Source organism: Collinsella aerofaciens (genome assembly GCF_040926405.1).
Lineage (GTDB): Bacteria > Actinomycetota > Coriobacteriia > Coriobacteriales > Coriobacteriaceae > Collinsella.
Genome location: NZ_JBCOIG010000015.1, coordinates 36,301 through 53,922 on the forward strand (window position 1 = coordinate 36,301; position 17,622 = coordinate 53,922).

Here is a 17,622-nt window from a genome sequence, read left to right on the forward strand (position 1 = left end):
CTCCTTATCGATTGAGATTATCTGACAGTTTAGTCGTGAACAGCGCCGTCTTGGGCTTAAAGGATTTTAGGCGCAGAGCGTTGCTTACGACACATACGCTCGACAGGCTCATGGCCGCGGCGCCAAACATCGGCGAGAGCTGCCACCCGGTGAGCGGGAAGAACACGCCCGCCGCCAGCGGAATGCCGATGCCGTTGTAGAACAGCGCCCAGAACAAGTCCTGCTTGATGTTGCGAATCGTGGCGCGCGAAAGCTCGATGGCCCGCGCAACATCCATGAGGTCGCTGCGCATGAGTACCACGTCGGCGCCCTCCTTGGCGATGTCGGCGCCGGTGCCGATCGCAAGGCCCACGTCGGCGCGCGCCAGGGCGGGGGAGTCATTGATGCCGTCGCCCACCATGGCGACCTTGCTGCACTCATTCTGCAGCTCGCGCACGTGGCGCTCCTTGTCGGCGGGGAGGACGTCGGCGATGACCTGCTCGCTGCTCAGTCCCACGCGGCGGGCGATGGCCTCGGCCGTCACGTGGTTGTCGCCGGTGAGCATGCGCACGTCGACGCCAAGCGAGCGCAGTGCGGCGATGGCCCCGGCGCTCGTCTCCTTGACCTCGTCAGCCACGGCAATGGTGCCGGCAAGCTCGCCGTTCTTGGCAAAGAACAGCGGCGTTTTGCCCTCGGCGGCAAATTGCTCGGCAAGACCCGCGGGCACGGTAACGCCCAGCTCGTTCATCAGGCGTACGTTGCCGGCTGCAATGGCGTTTTGCCCCTCGTGAGCCGTAACGCCACGACCGGGCACGGCAGTAAAGTCTTCGACCATGCGCGCGACGATCCCGCGTGTCTCGCATTCGGCCATAATCGCCTCGGCCAGCGGGTGCTCGCTTGAGCGTTCCAGCGCGGCGGCCAGCTTGAGCAGCGCCTTTTCGCTCATGGCGGGCGAGCCGTCAGCGCGCGTGGCTACCACGATATCGGTCACGGCAGGCTTGCCGCGGGTGACGGTGCCCGTCTTGTCGAGCACCACGGTGCCCACGCTGCGCAGGTTCTCCAGCGCCTCGGCGCTCTTAAAGAGAATGCCCATCTCGGCGCCCTTGCCGGTGCCGACCATAATGGCGACGGGCGTGGCCAGACCCAATGCGCACGGACAGCTGATTACCAGCACGGCCACGGCGGAGGTGAGCGCCTCGTTTATGCTGCCGGTCAGTGCCATCCACACCGCAAAGGTCACAGCCGAGATCGCGAACACCACGGGCACGAACACGCCGGCGACTTTGTCGGCCATGCGGGCGATGGGCGCCTTGGTGGCGTTGGCGTCCTCGACGAGCTGGATAATCTTGGCGAGCGACGTGTCGGCGCCCACGCGTGTGGCACGGAAGGTAAACGAGCCGGTGCGGTTGACAGTGGCGGCGTTGACGGTGTCGCCGGCGGTCTTTTCCACGGGGATGGACTCGCCGGTGAGCGCGCTCTCGTCCACGGCCGAGCTGCCCTCGAGCACCACGCCATCGACAGGGATGGACTCGCCGGGGCGCACACGCAGGACCTGGCCGGGAAGGATACTGTCGACGTCGACGGTGGCCTCGCTGCCGTCCTCTGCCACGACGGTCGCGGTCTTGGGCGTCAGGTCGATCAGCGCCTCGATGGCGCCGCCGGTCTTGGACTTGCTGCGCGTCTCGAGGTATTTGCCCACGGTGACCAGCGACAGGATCGTGCCGGCGCTCTCAAAATACAGGTTGTCCATGCTCGTCATCATGGCCTCGTGCACCTGACCTGCGGCTAATTGGTCGGCCATGATGAACATGGCGTAGAGCGACCAGGCGATGGAGGCGGTGGCGCCCACGGCAATAAGGGCGTCCATGGTAGGCGCGCCGTGCGCGAGTGATTTAAACCCGTTGATAAAGTACGCGTCGTTGACGTAGACGATGGGAATGAGCAGGACGAGCTCGGTGAGCGCGAGCGTCATGCTGTGGGTGTGGTCGGTGAAGACGCCGGGCAGCGGCCAGCCGAGCATGTGCCCCATGCCTATGTAGAACAGTGGGATGAGGAAGATGATCGAGACGATGAGGCGGGTGCGCATGGCAGAGGCGGCGGCCTCCAACTTTTTGGTCGGCGACTCCATATGGGCGGCGCCAGACCTAGCCTGCGAGCTGCCGCTTGAGCCGGCGGCACCGGTGCCTGCGTCGACGGGTGAGGCCGAGTAGCCCGCGCAGTCGACGGCGGTGCAGATATCGTCGGGGGAGACCTGCGCGGGGTCGTAGTCGACCACCATGGAACCGGCGAGCAGGTTGACCGCGACGCTTTGGACGCCGTCGAGCTTGCTCACGGCACGGTCCACGTGCGCCTGGCAGGCGGCGCATGTCATGCCGCCCACGTCGAACTTATCTTGAGCCATGGCTTCTCCTTTCTGTAGTTCGGTGTTGGAATTGTTAACCTGCCGATACTATACACCCATACCCCCTGGGGGTGTCCAGTACAGAAATAATATATGAGATTTCGTTACAGATGAGGATGGATGGTTGGCCGATGGACCGTCCCAACCAATCATCTCAATCTGTAACATCTAGCAGGGAAAATGACCTCTAACTGTTACAGATCGAGACAATTGCCGGGGAGGGGTCCCGTCACGGCAAGACGCCCGCTCTCTAGATACAGAATCCGGGGATCACACAGGTTCGTTTGTTTGGCTTGTCCGCAGGCGTTGCGTACGTAAAGACGTCGCCGTCGTGTCCAACGCGATTCAAATAGAGCGTGCCTTCGGTCTCCGATGAGTCGGGGCTCACCGTGCGCTCCCACCAGCAGGTGTCCTTGCCCTTCCACTGGCGGACCATCGTCTCGTTCGTGGAATACGGGCTCACCTTGAGCTCGCGGAAGAGCTGATACTCCTTGCCCTCGCCGTTGTAGATGTCTGCCAGGTAGTGATAGTCCTTGACAAACGAATCGGGCGGTTGCGTACCGCACAGCTCGACCATGGCGGGCAGCCAAAGGGTTGCGGGCAACTCGCTCAGACACGATGCACTGTTGGCGGCGCCAGCGTTATTCGAGATCTTTTTGACAGATTTGATGAGTGCGCGCAACTCGTTGGGCAGCAGCTTAAGGCCGTCGCCGTTGAGCCATTCCCGCAGCTCGCAATCTGCCCAGCCGGCGCTCGGCGGTTCAGCCGCAGCGTTGCGCTCGGCAATACCCGCATCGAACATAAACGTCAGTCCGGCCTTGCCCGTCCCGTCCAGAAGTTCATCGTGGCGGATGCCCACAAGCTGCGCACCAACCTGCAGCCCGTTGGTGAGCGTGACACGCTTGGTACACGGATAGGGGATATGCCCATCGGCATCGAGCAGGTGATAGCGCTTGGCAATCTCGCGTGCCTCGCTACGGGTCTCGGCGGCCTTAATCTTGAGCGAAATCTCCTGCAGCTGATCCCAGGTGTAGTCGTCAAGCGAACCGCGGATGCCGTCCAGGTAGTCGGGGATGCCAAAGCCATGGGTCGCCGCCCCAACGACGCTGAGCCCCGCAACGGCTGCAACGACGCCACCGATAATAAACCGGCGGCGGGTCATGGCATCGTGCCGGGCCTGCTCCAGAATCTCTCGCGCGCGCTCGCCGGCGACGTCGACCTTAAGGTGCGTACCGGAGTCGATGTCGATTGCGGCGTCACTGCCCGCGCCCTCGCGGCCCTCGGATTCGGCGTCGGTGAGGTATGTCGAGAGCACCTCGAGCATCTGCTGCTCGGTAGGGCGATCGCACTGCTCGACTGAGAGACCCTTCATGATGATTTGGACAAGCGCTTCATCGCCCTCGCAGCGCGGCTCGAGCGGTGCCGGCTTGGTCTTGGTCTTTACGAGATAGAACGAGCCGGTTGCAGCGGCGTCCGTCGACTCAAAGTCAAACGGTTTGCGACCTCTGTAGAGCTGGTACAAAATGCTCGAAAGCGCATAGACGTCGATTGCCGGCGAACGGCGAAGGGCCGCGATGCCTTCGATATCCTGCGTGAGCATCTCGGGCGCGGCGTATGCGGGCGTGGCAAAGCGCCAGATGTCGGCGCGCCGGGTGATCGTGTCGTCGCCGAGAGCCATGGTCGCGGAGCCCATGTCGATGAGGCAGGGGTCAAAGGAGCAATCGGCAATCTGCTGCTCGAGCGTTCGGCTGGTGGTGCGGAACATGATATTGGCAGGCGACAGGTCGCGATGAATGACCGGATTCACGAGGCCTTGGGTCATCAAGAGCGCACGAAGCACGGCGTTTCCGACGGCGGCGACCATCTGGGTGGTCAGCCCGCCCGAGGCGTCGTGCGGAAGCAGGGGCAGCGCCTGCTTGAGCGAGGTGCCCTCGACCCACTCCATGAGGATGAGCGGGTCATCCTCGCACGATCCGTAGCCATAGACGCGCGGAAATCCGCGCAGGTGCGAGACGGTACACAGATGACGGTACTCCTCGAACAGCGCAGCGGTGTTGGCCAGGTGCGCTGCCGATTGCTCGGCGGAGCGGTCGGGGGCTTGGCCGGAAAGGATGGCGTTGTCCTTGAGTAGCTTGACGGCAAAGACCTCGCCGCTCGTGTTGGTCGCGCGCAGCACGTGCCCGATGTTGCCGTTGTTGCGGTGGGCCGTCTGGAGAATAAGCGTCATAAACCGACGCTTGGCGTCGTCCTCGGCGCTGGGGTCGACCGCCACGGCGGTATCGAAAGTATCGAGACGGATGAGTTTGTCGCCATAGGCGCTATCGGTAGTATCCATGGCGTTCCTTTGTCTGGCATGGGTTGCCGCACGTATACGTGAGCAGTGCGGATATCGGTAAAGTACCATGATAGCCGCACTGCCCACGTATACCGCTGTGCATTGTCGTTTACGACGCAGAAGGTAGAAGACGAAAGACGGACGGCGACCGTCTTTCGATCGCCGTCCGCGCTAGTCCACAATGACAAGGAATGTCGTATAGAGACCCAAATGAAGTCTGTCGCTGTTGGCGATTTCCACGGGGGGATAGATCTTGCCGGGCTCGCGTTGGTCGCGCGGCGGCTCAATCACAATATCGCCGTCGCGCGCGCCCGATTCGAGCACCGTGCCGTTGGTCGATCCAAGGCCCTGGGCGTACCAGTGCTCACCCTCAAGCCAAATGCGAAGATGCTCGCGCGATGCGTCGGCGCCCACATCGGTGATGCTGGGCGAGGTTTTGGGCAGAGAACCAATCACGGTGCCGTGCGGATCGCGTGTGAGGGGATGGATTTGCATGTCGGCGCAGTTGTCGGCATGGGTTCTGAGCAGACCGAGGTTGGGGGCGACGGTGCGCGGCTGCTCCAGGCTGCTCATAAAGCCACGTCCGACGGTAGTTTCGGTGGTGCCAAAGTGCTCGCCCGTCTTGCTGTCGCAAAAGCGCTCGACGGTGGCCACGCCCTGAACGGGATCGGCGAGCGCCCCCGTTGCCACAAAGAGCATAAGGTAAAGCGTGCTTTTCTCGCGCACGGCATTGCCGTCAAAGTTGTCGATGCGATTGAGGGCATTTGCATATAGGCGGCTGTCCAGCTTGTAACTGGTGAGAGCCGACATCATTTCGTTGGCGGCCGGACCGCGATAGTGCTCGGCGATTGCCCGATAGGCGGACTCGCCGCCGCCGAGCTTGCTGCAGATTGCCGAGGAAAGGTTGAGCGTGGTGACGGTAAAGTCGCTGTAGATGGAGGGCGCGCACTGGTCAGGCTTGCGATGGACGATGTAACGGGTGAGATACGAGCGGTTGGAAGAGCATTTCTCGAGCAGGGTACTGCCGAGATAAGAGTTTCCATTGATAAGCATTCGGGCGATCTCGAGATGTTTAAGACCGCCGAACGAGCGAATATCGTTATAGAGGACCGAGCAAGGCGTCTCTGCTGCCACGGATACCTCCTTTGATTGCTTCCTAGCCAATATGGCGATAGGAATTAATGGCCCCCGGTGGGCGACGTATTAAATGGCCGCGCAATATATAGCGTAACCAAAGCAACATTATAGGCCACATGTTCGAAATTGCAGGAAGCCTGAGAGATTTGGTTTGGACTGGACGGAAATCCCCCTCTGTCTTGATCTATAACAATTAGGACCGATTTTACTCGGTAACTGTTACAGATTGAGACGTTTGTGAACCGTGTCGACCGTTTGTCTCGATCTGTAACACGTAGAGGAAGATTTGCCCTGTAACTGTTACAGATTGAGACAATCAGCCGGGCCCACCTCGTCCGCCTCGTCATCTGTGGTTTACGTGGGGGCATGCGAAGCACGGGTATACTAACCGGCGGCGAATCTGCTCCATCGCTTAGAGCTGCTGCGTCTGGACGGCGCGTGATAGGGCTGCCAAAGCGATCGCCAGCGTGCTGAGCAACGTCCTCTCTGTGCGCACCCGTTTTTGTATGTATTAGCGCACTACCAAGCACGCCCGCGCGGCCGCATGCCGTGCCCATAGCGCGTGCAGATAAGGAACAACAACATATGCGTAATTCTGTATCTGACGTCACGGACGCCGAGATCCTGGACGAGGCCCGCGAGGCTATGACCCAGGCTGCCTTCGATGCCGCCGATGAGGCCAATGCTGCCCAGGCCGTCGAGTCCGCTACCGAGAGCCTGCCCGCCTTTGACGAGCTGGGGCTTTCCGACGAGATGCTCCGTGCTATCGAGAACCTGGGCTACACGGCGCCCACGCCCGTTCAGGCCGGCTCCATCCCCGTGGTGCTCGAGGGCCGTGACCTGCTTGCCGCCGCCCAGACCGGTACCGGCAAGACAGCCGCCTTTTTGCTGCCGACCATGAACAATCTGGAGCACATCGCTCCTCCCAAACCCGTGCGCGAGCGCGGCGGCCGCAACCGTCGTCGCGGTGCTAAAAAGCCCGAGGGCAACGGTCGAGGCCCCGTGATGCTCGTCATCACCCCTACGCGCGAGCTTGCCCAGCAAATCGACGAGGTCGCAAGCAAAATCGCCGACGTCACCGGCCATGTTGCCGTGACCGTCGTGGGCGGCGTGAGCTACAAGCCGCAGACCGCGGCACTTAAGTACGGCTGCGACATCCTGGTCGCAACGCCGGGCCGTCTGGTCGATCTGATCGAGCAGGGCGCCTGCCACCTGGACGAGGTTAAGGTCCTGGTGCTCGACGAGGCCGACCGTATGCTCGACATGGGCTTTTTGCCCGCCGTCCGGCGCATTGTGCGCGAGACGCCGGCCGAGCGCCAGACGCTGCTGTTCTCGGCGACCCTCGACGAGGAGGCCGTGGGCGAGATCACCGACCTGGTGAGCGACCCGGCTCGCGTGGAGATCGCACCTGCCACGTCGACCGCCGACACCGTCGATCAGTTTGTGTTCCCGGTGTCCATCGAGGCCAAAAACAACCTGCTGCCCGAGTTCCTCAAGAAGGAGGGCCCGGAGCGCACTATCGTCTTTATGCGCACCAAGCACCGCGCCGACAGCTGCTGCCGTCGTCTGGAACGTAAGGGCATCAAGGCCGCCGCGATTCATGGCAACCGCAGCCAGGCCCAGCGCGAGCGTGCCCTTTCGGCCTTCCGCGACGGTACCGTCGACGTGCTGGTGGCAACCGACGTGCTCGCCCGCGGCATCGACATCAGCGACGTGCGCTACGTCGTGAACTTTGACGTGCCGGCCGAGCCGACCGACTACATCCACCGTATTGGCCGTACGGGCCGCGCTGGCGAGCTGGGCTGGGCCATCACGTTTGTGACCGAGCAGGACGTCGACGAGTTCTACGAGATCGAGAAGCTCATGGACAAGACGGCCGATATTTACGAAGCCGGCGACCTGCACGTGGGTCCCAACCCGCCCGCCGTTGACCCCGAGCGCGATCCTGCCGCCTTTAAGGTGAAGAAGAAGACTAAGCGCGGCAAGTCCAAGAGCAAGAAGAAGCTTGAGCAGGCGCGTCGCGACGGCAAGCGCAACGGCGATGACTACGGCGATGTGGCCGGTCGTTCCAACCGCGGTCGCGACGAGCGTCGCGGCGACGGCGAGCGTCCGAGCCGTCCCAAGCGCGGCGGCAAGACCCGCGTGCGCGAGGGCGTTCAGGCTCGCGTGGACGAGGCTGTTGAGAGCGTGGCCCGCGAGGTGGCTGCCGAGGAGCGCGGCGGTGCTGTCGAGCAGGCCCCGCGTGGCAACCGTGCCGAGCGTCGTGCCAAGCAGTTCCAGGGCGAGGCGCATCGCCGCCGCCGCGAGGACGAGGATCGCGGTGGCCGTCGTCGTGTCGAGCGCGAGGACGAGGGCCACGGTTCGCGCGGTGGCAAGCGCGGTGCGGGCGACCGCCGTCGTTCCGGTCGCGACGGCGAGCGCGGCGGGCGCGATGAGCGCCGTGGCGGCGAGGGCCGTGGTGAGCGCGGTGCCCGCGGTGGCGAGTCCCGTGGCGGCAAGCGCTTTGAAGAGCGCGGTAGCCGCGGCGGCGAGCGTCGCGAGGGTGCTCGCGGCAATGGCGGCCGCGGCGGCGCCGCTCGTTCTAACGAGTCGCGCGATCGTCGTGACCCGCGTGCCAGCCGCGATCGTCGCGATGACTGGCGCAACTACGACGATACCCGCGAGGAGCGTCGCGGCGGCTATCGTGGTGGGCGTGGCGGCAACCAGGCCGGTTCCCGTGGCGGCCGCGCCGGCGGTCGCGATAACCGTGGCAGCTACGGCAACAGCCGTGGCGGCAAGCGCGGCGGCAGCTCCCGTCGCCCCGGCGACGGCGGCGGCAAGCGTAAATAACACACGCATCGCCCGCTAGAGCGAGGTGAACCAAGGGCCCCGAGCAACTACGCTCGGGGCCCTTTTTGTTTGCCGTATCCGATCGCTAGTTCAAATGTGATTTCCTCGGGAATGCATCTAGAGGATGCCGTGGGCCTGTTTCTTACCATGCGGCAATGGGTCCCATGGGGTGCGCCGTGCATTTTTTGGAGTATTCTGCAGTTCGAGTTGTCTGCATATGATTTGACGTCGTCAACGGTGGCTTTCGGATATCCCTAGCGAGCGTTCTGAGTCAGATTTCGTCGTTTTCCGGAGCAGGGGCGCGTCATTCTCGCCATGTCGGAACCCAAAATGACGCAGCGCCCTAAAGGTTTGCCCGCTCGGGGTATTGCTGGCGCGGTCACGTTGCAGAATACTCCGTTTTTTGCACGGGCCAGGATGGGGTACCTCGGGAGAACACGGCGGTATCCCGTAAATATATACAATCTGTACCGTAATTAATACAAAACGAAGAGGCAGACAGCGTAGGGTGGGTGCATTGGGGTGCTTGGTACATCAAAACGGGGACCCCACGTGCCGTATACTCTGGCTGGATGTGAAAGCGGCTTGACGCGTTGCCAGGCGTAGGGGGAGGGTGCCTCGATGAGCGTATTCGAAATTGTGTTTAGTCCGACGGGTGGAACGCAGAAGGTGTCTGGCCTTGTGGCCGGGGCACTGGACAAGAATACCGTTACCGTCGATCTGACCGTTAGCGGGCTAGATTTCAGCGCTGTCTCGATGACTGAGGACGACGTGGCCGTAATCTCTGTGCCGGCGTATGCCGGTAGAATCCCGGCTGTGGTGGCTGACCGGTTGGGCATGGTTCACGGCAACGGAGCGCGGGCCGTTCTGGTGTGCGTCTACGGAAACCGCGCGTTTGAGGACACGCTCGTAGAGCTGGAGGACGTTGCGAAGCATGCGGGATTCCGGGTGATCGCGGCAGTTGCAGCCATTGCAGAACATTCCATTGCGCGACAGTTTGCTGCTGGGCGACCGGATGCGCAGGATGCGGCGCAGCTCGCAGAGTTTGCGCAGCAAATTCAGCAAAAGCTGTTGGCTGAGGATACATCCGAGCCCTCTATTCCCGGCAATCGTCCTTATAAACAAGCCAGAGGTCACCGCATGGCACCCGAGGCAACAGAGGATTGTGTCTCCTGCGGTGCATGCGCCGCGGCGTGCCCCGTTGGTGCTATCGACAAAGGCGACCCCAAGCGAGCAGCTGGCGAGGCGTGCACCTCCTGCATGCGCTGCATCGCCGTATGTCCGCGAGGTGCTCGCAAGCTTGATCCCAACAAACTATCCACTGTTTCCCAGATGCTGAGCAAGGTTTGCGTCGTGCGGAAGGAATGCGAGCTCTTTATCTAGCGCATACGAAATTGGTGCAATGGGGCCAGGTTAATCTGCGCCGACCTGGTGCAAACAAACCTGTCCCCAATGCACCAGAGTGAGGAGTGTCCCCGAGTGCCGGCAGAAAAGGAACGTCCCTAAGTACCGCATAAATACCGTTTATCGGAGAAAAAATACCGTTCGCCGGTCATAATGATTGTTCTGGCTTTGGGCTTGTCTACAATAACCCCCGTAAAAAGAAATGCGGAAGGTTACCGAGTCCCCTCGGACGTGGGCCTAACCAAAGTCTTTGATCGCGAGCGTCTCAATGGGCGCATTCGATTGATTTTGGTTGGGCTATATTTATGAAGGGACATGTCACCATGGGTTTCTTTTCTCGCCTTATGGGTGGCTCGGATAAGCAGGCGACTGCGACTTCCGAGTTCGAAATCCTCGCCCCTGTTTCCGGCGAGCTTGTTAATCTAGAAAAAACCAATGACCCCGCTTTTAGCAGCCGTGCGGTGGGTGATGGCGTTGCCGTGGTTCCCCAAGAGGGAACGGTGTGCGCTCCTGTTTCCGGCACCGTCGCGGCGCTGTTTCCGACTGAGCACGCGCTGGGCATCATGTCCGATGACAGCTCCGCTCAGGTGATGCTGCATATCGGAATCGACACTGTTAAACTTGAGGGCAAGGGCTTCCATGCGCTTGTTGCCCAGGGTGACCATGTCGACGCGGGCCAGCCCCTCGTCGAGGTCGATTTCGACGTGGTTCGCGCTGCCGGCTTTGATCCCACGGTCTTCGTTATCGTGTGTGAGCGTTCGGAGAACTCGACTCTTCGTGAGCATGCTTCCGGCCCTGTTGCTGTTAAAGAGCCTGTCGTCTGGCTTTCCGAGTAAATTCTTGTGGTGGGTACCGTGGTTATCAAGCGAGTTTTTAACAACAACGTCGCAATGGTCACTTCGGACGATGGCTCCGAGCTCATCGTCATCGCTCGAGGCCTCTGCTTTGGCCGTCATGTCGGCGATGCCATCGACGAGGCATCAGTCGAAAAGACCTACGCGTTGCAGGAGGGAACTTCTCAGGATTCGCGTACGATCGACCGCTTGGCACATCTTTTAGAGTCCATCCCCACCGTCAACCTCGTGATTTCCGAGGACATCGTTCAGATGCTTCGTCGAGAGCTCAATGTCGATATCAATGACAAGATTCTCATCGCTCTCGCAGACCATATCAGCCTTGCTTTGGAGCGCGAGCGCAAGGGCGTCCCCTGTGAGAATCCGTTGCTGCTCGAGATTCAGCAGTTCTATCGCAAGGAGTATGCACTTGCGGGCCGTGCGCTGCAGATTATCAAGGAGTATATGGGCATCCAGATGAGCGAGGAAGAGCAGGGTTTCATTACCTTGCATATCGTCAACGCCACCATGCCGCAGCGCTCTGACCGCCTGATTGTTTCGGTCCAGCTTGTTCGCGACGTGCTTGCGATTGTTTCCGAGCGCTATGCCACGACCCTCGACGACACCTCGTTGCCTTACGAACGTTTCGTTCGCCACCTGCAGTTTTTTGCACAGCGAGCGCTCGATCCCGCGGCCGGGCAAATCAATGGCGACGCGCTGTTCCGAATCGATGAAACGGCGTATCCGTGCGCATTCTCGTGCGCGGATGCCATAGCCGCCCACTTGTCGTCTACCTATAACGTTGTCGTTACCGATGCCGAGAAGAGTTATCTCGCGTATCACATTGTTAACCTGCTTGGAGAACCTGGTCTCTAGGCATAACGTGCCCACACATCGATTGATATAAGGCAGGACTTACGGTCTTGTCCAGGGCACATCTGTCTTAATTTGCGGAAAAGGAAGGGGAGTACCGCTATGACCGCAAAAAAGAAGTTCAATTTCAAAGCGCCGTTGGAGGTGTTCGCGAAGTCGATCGTTCAGCCGATGATGTATCTCTCGGTTGCCGGCATCCTGCTCATCGTGGGCATCATTCTGACCAACAAGACCATTTGTGCTTTGGTCCCCGTACTGGGCTCCGGTCCGTTCCAACTTGTGGGCGCCGTTGTCTACCAGTCGCTGATGTTTATCATCAACAACCTCTCGATTCTGTTCTGCGTGGGCATCGCCGGCGCCATGGCAAAGAAGAACAAGGGCCATGCTTCGCTGATCGCCCTGATGTCGTTCTTCCTGTTCCTGCAGGCAAACAACATCGTGCTCAACGCCACCGGTTCTCTTGCCGATGCGAGCGGCATGCTCGGTCTTACCGGAACCGGCCAGGCCACCGTTATGGGCATCCAGGTACTCGATACCGGCGTGTTTGGCGGCATTATTCTCGGTTGCATCACCGGTGCCGTGTTCAACAAGTACTCGAACAAGCAGTTCCCCATTGCCCTTTCGATGTTCTCGGGCGTTCGCTTCCCGTTCCTGATCATGATCATCATTTCCTGGATCATGGGCGCTGGCTTCTGCATCGTTTGGCCTCCGGTTCAGGGTGCCATCTCCTCCGTTGCCGGCATCATTAAGGAGTCGGGCAACATCGGTCTGTTTATCTACGGCATGCTCAACAAGCTGCTCGTTCCCACCGGCCTGCACCACCTCATCTATACCCCGTTCCAGTTCTCCGATGTGGGCGGCACCCTGACGCTGGGTGATCAGGTTATTGCCGGCGCCTATCCCATCCGTGTTGCCGAGATGGCAATGACGGGCCAGCCCTTCTCCGATAGCACCTACTTCAACAGCTATACCTTCAACAACCTGTGGCCCTACATCGGTATCGGTCTCGCCTTTATCGTCACCGCTTACAAGGGGAACAAGGATAAGACCAAGGCCGTTATCATCCCGCTGATCATCACCGCCGTGCTCTCCTGTGTCACCGAGCCCATGGACTTCCTCTTTGTCTTTGCCGCTCCCGTGCTCTTTGTCGTTCACTCGGTTCTTTCCGGCATCTTCCTGGTCCTGCTCAAGGTCCTCTCCGTGCCCGCTTCGACTGCAGGCGGCATCATCAACATCGTGGTTTCCAACCTGGTCCTCGGTGTCGATAAGACCAACTGGCCGGTTATGCTGGTGCTTGGAGTCGTCAACGCCGCTCTGTACTTCTTCCTCTTCACCTTCCTCATCAAGAAGCTCAACCTTCACACGCCTGGTCGCGAGGAGGAGTCCGAGCTCGCCGAGTCCGTTGCCGAGGGCGAGGCCGCCGCGTCTGTCGCGGTGAAGCAGGGCGCTGTTGCCGCGGCTCCCGCAGAGGGCGTCGATGCGGGCATTGCCGACCTGGTCGCAGGTCTTGGCGGCAAGGACAACATCGAGGAGCTCGAGAACTGCTTTACGCGTCTCCGCGTGAACGTTAAGAACCCGGACCTCATCGATGAGAGCCTCATCAACCACGTGCCCAACAGCGGCATCAACCGCAACGGTAACAATATCCAGATCATCTTTGGCATGAAGGTCGCCGAGATGCGCGACAAAGTCGAGAACGCAATTGAGAAGGAGCAGTAAACAATGATCATTACTCTGTGTGGTGGCGGATCCACCTTTACCCCCGGCATCGTCAAGTCCATCGCCCTGCGCAAGGACGAGCTCGACGTTGACGAGATTCGTCTGTACGACATCAACGAGGAGCGCCAGCGCAAGATTGGCGTGCTCGTGGACTGGATTTTGCACGAGGACCTCGGCCTGGACATCAAGCTCACGGTGACCACCGACAAAAAGACGGCTTTCACCGACGCGAGCTTCGTGTTTGCTCAGATGCGCGTGGGCGGCTACGCCATGCGCGAGCAGGACGAGAAGATTCCACTGCGTCACGGCTGCGTGGGTCAGGAGACTTGCGGTTGCGGCGGCCTTGCCTACGGCATGCGCACCATCTTCCCCATGGTCGAGCTGATCGATGACGTTGAGAAGTATGCCAAGAAGGATTACTGGATTCTCAACTACTCCAACCCTGCCGCCATCGTCTCCGAGGGCTGCCGTGTGCTGCGTCCCAACGCTCGCATCATCAACATCTGCGACATGCCGATCGCGATTATCGACGTGGTTTGCGCCGCGCTCGATATCGACAAGAAGGATGTCGAGTACGATTACTTTGGCCTCAACCACTTTGGTTGGTTCACCTCGATCCGCCACAAGGGCGAGGAGGTGCTCCCGCAGCTGCGCGAGTACATCAAGGAGCATGAGATTCTGCTGCCCGACTCTTACCTCAAGGGCATGGGCTCGCTCATGGCAAAGAAGCCCGAGGAGGCCGTCGACGAGCACCCCGAGCAGAACCGCCACACCAAGGGCAGCTGGTACTACGTCTGGAAGGGCGAGTACGAGATCATGGAGTGCTTCCCGGAGTACCTGCCCAACACGTATCTGAACTACTACCTGCAGCAGAAGGAGTTCGTCGAGCACTCCAACCCCGAGCGCACCCGTGCTAACGAGGTTGAGGAGACGCGTGAGAAGAACCTCTTTGATGGTATCGACCATTACGAGAAGACGGGCGAGATCGACGAGAGCACGTTCTATGCGGGCAGCCACGGCGACTGGATTGCCGATCTGGCTATCGCTCTGAAGAACGACACCAAGCAGCGCTTCCTGGTCATTTGCGAGAACAAGGGCGCCATCCCCAACATGCCCTACGACGCTATGGTCGAGCTGCCTGCCTACATTGGCAAGAACGGCCCCGAGGTCATCAGCCGCGACAACATTCCGCTGTTCCAGCAGGGCCTCATGATGCAGCAGCTGAACTCCGAGAAGCTCATTGTCGAGGCTACGATCGAGGGTTCGTACGAGAAGGCGCTTAAGGCCTTTACGCTCAACAAGACCGTGCCGTCGATGAAGGTCGCCAAGGAGGTTCTCGACGACATGATCGAGGCCAACAAGGGTTACTGGCCCGAGCTTAAGTAAAAGCAACAGGGTCGCTGGCCGCATACCTGAAGCAATGCCCCGCCCACGTGATTGCGTGGGCGGGGCATTGTCGTTTGGTAACGCGTTTTATCAAATATGGCATTTATCTGCGATAATGTTCATTTTCACCGCTGATGGTGACATTTCATACCGCCTGCCGAACTGCGTGGAGACCTAACAACTTTTTAGGTCAGTGTTGTGCGTGTAGCAATTTCGCCCGGCCTCGCCTCCGGGCTGCCATGTGAGAGGGGATCTTATGGCTCGACTGCACGTAATGGAACGCAGCCACGCTCAGGCCGTCATGGACGACCTGCACGATGCACTCGGACGTCGTCTGGCGGTGAGTTCACTCGCCCCGTGCCCCGTCGAGTTTACGGCGGCGCTCGTCAACCTGTGCTCTACCCAGAGCTGCGGCAAGTGCACGCCCTGCCGCGTGGGCCTGAGCGCGCTGAGCGACCTGCTCGCCGATGTGCTCGAGGGCCGCGCCGACGAGTCCACGCTCAACTTGATTGAGCGCACGGCCCGCACCATCTACCTTTCGAGCGACTGCGCCATCGGCTACGAAGCTGGCGCCATGGCACTCACGGCCATTCGCGGCTTCCGCGACGATTTTGAGCACCACATCCGCGAGCACTCCTGCGGCTTTGACCGCGAGGCTCGCGTCCCGTGTGTCTCGGGCTGCCCGGCGCACGTCGACATTCCTGGTTACATCTCGCTCGTCGAGGCAGGCCGTTATGCCGACGCCGTCAAGGTCATCCGCAAGAACAACCCGCTACCGCTCGTCTGTGGCCTGGTGTGCGAGCATCCCTGCGAGATGCATTGCCGCCGTGGCATGGTCGACGACCCCATGAACATCCTCGCCCTCAAGCGTTTTGCCGTTGAGCATAGCGACCTCAACGACCACAAGCCACATGTAGTGGACAACACCGGTAAGCGCGTCGCCGTGATCGGCGGCGGCCCGGCCGGCCTTTCCTGTGCCTACTACCTGGCCGTGATGGGCCACAAGGTGACCATTTTTGAGCAGCGCCACCACTTGGGCGGCATGCTGCGCTACGGCATCCCCAGCTATCGTCTGCCGCGCGAGCGCCTGCAGGCCGAGATCGACTGGATCTTGAGCGCCGGCATCGACGTGGAGCTCGACCACTCCGTGAGCGGCGAGGAGCTCGCCCGTCTGCGCGACGAGTTCGATGCCGTCTACCTGGCCATCGGTGCCCACAGTGACAAGAAGCTCGGCCTTCCGGGTGAAGAGGCGCCCGGCGTGGAATCGGCCGTCAAGATGCTGCGCGCCATCGGCGATGACGAGCTGCCCGACCTGAGCGGCCAGCGCGTGTGCGTCATCGGCGGCGGCAACGTTGCCATGGACGTGGCACGCTCCGCCGTGCGCTGCGGTGCCGAAAAGGTAAGCATCGTCTACCGCCGTCGCATCTGCGATATGACGGCCCAGGACGCCGAGATTGCCGGTGCCCAGGCCGAGGGCTGTGAGGTGCTGGAGCTCACGGCGCCGCTCGCCATCGAGACGGGCGAAGATGGTCGCGTGAGCGGCCTGCGCGTGCAACCGCAGATTATCGGCGAGCCCCGCCGCGGTCGTCCGGCTCCGCGTGCCGCCGCTACGCCCGAGCGCGTCATCCCCTGCGAGCGCGTGTTTGTCGCCATTGGCCAGGACATCGATTCCAAGCCGTTTGAGGACATGGGCATCGCCTGCAAGTGGGGTTGCGTGGTCACCGACTCGGACGGTGCCGTGCCCAACTTCGATGGCCTCTTTAGCGGCGGCGACTGCCAGACCGGCCCCGCCACCGTCATCCGTGCCATCAACGCCGGCCGCGTGGCTTCGGCAAACATCGACCGCTATCTGGGCTTCGACCACAAGATCAAGCTCGACGTGGAGCTGCCGACCGTTCAGTTTAAGGGCAAGCACGAGTGCGGCCGCTGCGAGCTGGGTGAGCGCGAGGCCGGCGAGCGTATTCACGATTGGAATCTGGTCGAGCAGGGCCTTACCGAGGAGGAGGCGCGCCAGGAGGCAAGCCGCTGCCTGCGTTGCGACCACTTTGGTTTTGGCGCGTTCCGCGGAGGGAGGAACCTGGAATGGTAGAGCTCAACAACCCCACTGTCAGCGATAACACCGAAAGCGGAGCACTCAATATGGTCAAGCTCACTATCGATAATTGCGAGGTCGTGGTGCCCGAGCACACCACGATCCTGGACGCGGCCAAGTCCGTCGGCATCCAGATTCCCACCCTGTGCTACCTGCGCGATCTGAACGAGATCGGCGGCTGCCGCGTGTGCGTGGTCGAGGTTGAGGGCTGCGACCAGCTGGTTGCCGCCTGCAACAACTACGTGCTCGATGGCATGGTGGTCCACACCAACAGCCCCAAGGCCCGCGAGGCGCGCCGCACCAACGTGCAGCTGCTGCTTTCGCAGCACGATTCACGCTGCACGAGCTGTGTGCGCAGCGGTAACTGCAACCTGCAGACCATTGCCAACGACCTGGGCATTTTCTATCTGCCGTATCAAAGGCATTTGGCGGGCGAGGGCTGGGATTTCGATTTCCCCATCATCCGCGAAAACGACAAGTGCATTAAATGCATGCGCTGCATCAAGGTGTGCGAGAGCGTACAGGGCCTAGGGATTTGGGACCTGACCAACCGCGCCACGCATACCGCCGTGGGCACCCGCGGGCGCGTGCCGATCGGCAAGACCGATTGCGTCGCGTGCGGCCAGTGCATCAC

The 17,622-nt window shown here is 61.0% G+C and carries 11 protein-coding genes; 8 read left to right on the plus strand and 3 right to left on the minus strand.

Going from position 1 to position 17,622, the window contains the following annotated elements; all coding sequences use genetic code 11:
• Positions 1-4 precede the first annotated feature (4 nt).
• From AB5758_RS06630 to AB5758_RS06640, 3 genes are all read right to left on the minus strand, one after another.
• Positions 5-2,380 carry a heavy metal translocating P-type ATPase gene (locus tag AB5758_RS06630; RefSeq protein ID WP_368141531.1) on the minus strand — a complete coding sequence of 792 codons (2,376 nt, stop codon included), beginning with the start codon at positions 2,378-2,380 and terminating at the stop codon, positions 5-7.
• A 250-nt stretch (positions 2,381-2,630) separates the two neighbouring features.
• Entirely contained in the window at positions 2,631-4,715 is a 2,085-nt protein-coding gene (locus AB5758_RS06635) for a protein kinase domain-containing protein (protein WP_368141532.1), read from the minus strand.
• Between the two features lie 171 nt (positions 4,716-4,886).
• Positions 4,887-5,849 (minus strand): FHA domain-containing protein, encoded by a 963-nt coding sequence (locus AB5758_RS06640; RefSeq protein ID WP_195544336.1) that lies wholly within the window; start codon positions 5,847-5,849, stop codon positions 4,887-4,889.
• 588 nt (positions 5,850-6,437) lie between these two features.
• Here AB5758_RS06640 and AB5758_RS06645 point away from each other — a divergent pair.
• From AB5758_RS06645 to AB5758_RS06680, 8 genes are all read left to right on the plus strand, one after another.
• The gene (locus AB5758_RS06645) at positions 6,438-8,681 is read left to right on the plus strand and encodes a DEAD/DEAH box helicase (RefSeq protein WP_195544335.1); all 2,244 of its coding nucleotides are present in this window, start codon (positions 6,438-6,440) and stop codon (positions 8,679-8,681) included.
• A gap of 621 nt (positions 8,682-9,302) precedes the next feature.
• Complete coding sequence (locus AB5758_RS06650; protein ID WP_368141533.1) at positions 9,303-10,064, plus strand: EFR1 family ferrodoxin; 762 nt, start codon at positions 9,303-9,305, stop codon at positions 10,062-10,064.
• 344 nt (positions 10,065-10,408) lie between these two features.
• Complete coding sequence (locus AB5758_RS06655) at positions 10,409-10,921, plus strand: PTS sugar transporter subunit IIA (protein WP_368152528.1); 513 nt, start codon at positions 10,409-10,411, stop codon at positions 10,919-10,921.
• 18 nt (positions 10,922-10,939) lie between these two features.
• Positions 10,940-11,794: a PRD domain-containing protein gene (locus tag AB5758_RS06660; protein ID WP_368141674.1), complete on the plus strand. Its 855-nt coding sequence runs from the start codon at positions 10,940-10,942 to the stop codon at positions 11,792-11,794.
• Between the two features lie 99 nt (positions 11,795-11,893).
• Positions 11,894-13,510, plus strand: a complete 1,617-nt coding sequence (locus AB5758_RS06665; RefSeq protein WP_368141673.1) for a PTS transporter subunit EIIC — start codon at positions 11,894-11,896, stop codon at positions 13,508-13,510.
• A 3-nt stretch (positions 13,511-13,513) separates the two neighbouring features.
• Positions 13,514-14,896: a 6-phospho-alpha-glucosidase gene (locus AB5758_RS06670; RefSeq protein ID WP_117769499.1), complete on the plus strand. Its 1,383-nt coding sequence runs from the start codon at positions 13,514-13,516 to the stop codon at positions 14,894-14,896.
• Between the two features lie 256 nt (positions 14,897-15,152).
• Positions 15,153-16,985, plus strand: coding sequence for an NAD(P)-binding protein (locus AB5758_RS06675; RefSeq protein ID WP_368141671.1), 1,833 nt, complete (start codon positions 15,153-15,155; stop codon positions 16,983-16,985).
• Positions 16,979-17,622, plus strand: a 644-nt coding sequence (locus tag AB5758_RS06680; protein ID WP_368155448.1) for a 2Fe-2S iron-sulfur cluster-binding protein, incomplete at its 3' end; no start/stop codon positions are given. The genes AB5758_RS06675 and AB5758_RS06680, both read left to right, overlap by 7 nt.

Excerpts from the sequence above, each read along its gene's own strand:
- AB5758_RS06630 (WP_368141531.1), bottom strand. The coding sequence starts at position 2,380 with ATGGCTCAAGATAAGTTCGACGTGGGCGGCATGACATGCGCCGCCTGC.
- AB5758_RS06635 (WP_368141532.1), bottom strand. The coding sequence starts at position 4,715 with ATGGATACTACCGATAGCGCCTATGGCGACAAACTCATCCGTCTCGAT.
- AB5758_RS06645 (WP_195544335.1), top strand. The coding sequence starts at position 6,438 with ATGCGTAATTCTGTATCTGACGTCACGGACGCCGAGATCCTGGACGAG.
- AB5758_RS06650 (WP_368141533.1), top strand. The coding sequence starts at position 9,303 with ATGAGCGTATTCGAAATTGTGTTTAGTCCGACGGGTGGAACGCAGAAG.
- AB5758_RS06655 (WP_368152528.1), top strand. The coding sequence starts at position 10,409 with ATGGGTTTCTTTTCTCGCCTTATGGGTGGCTCGGATAAGCAGGCGACT.
- AB5758_RS06665 (WP_368141673.1), top strand. The coding sequence starts at position 11,894 with ATGACCGCAAAAAAGAAGTTCAATTTCAAAGCGCCGTTGGAGGTGTTC.
- AB5758_RS06670 (WP_117769499.1), top strand. The coding sequence starts at position 13,514 with ATGATCATTACTCTGTGTGGTGGCGGATCCACCTTTACCCCCGGCATC.
- AB5758_RS06675 (WP_368141671.1), top strand. The coding sequence starts at position 15,153 with ATGGCTCGACTGCACGTAATGGAACGCAGCCACGCTCAGGCCGTCATG.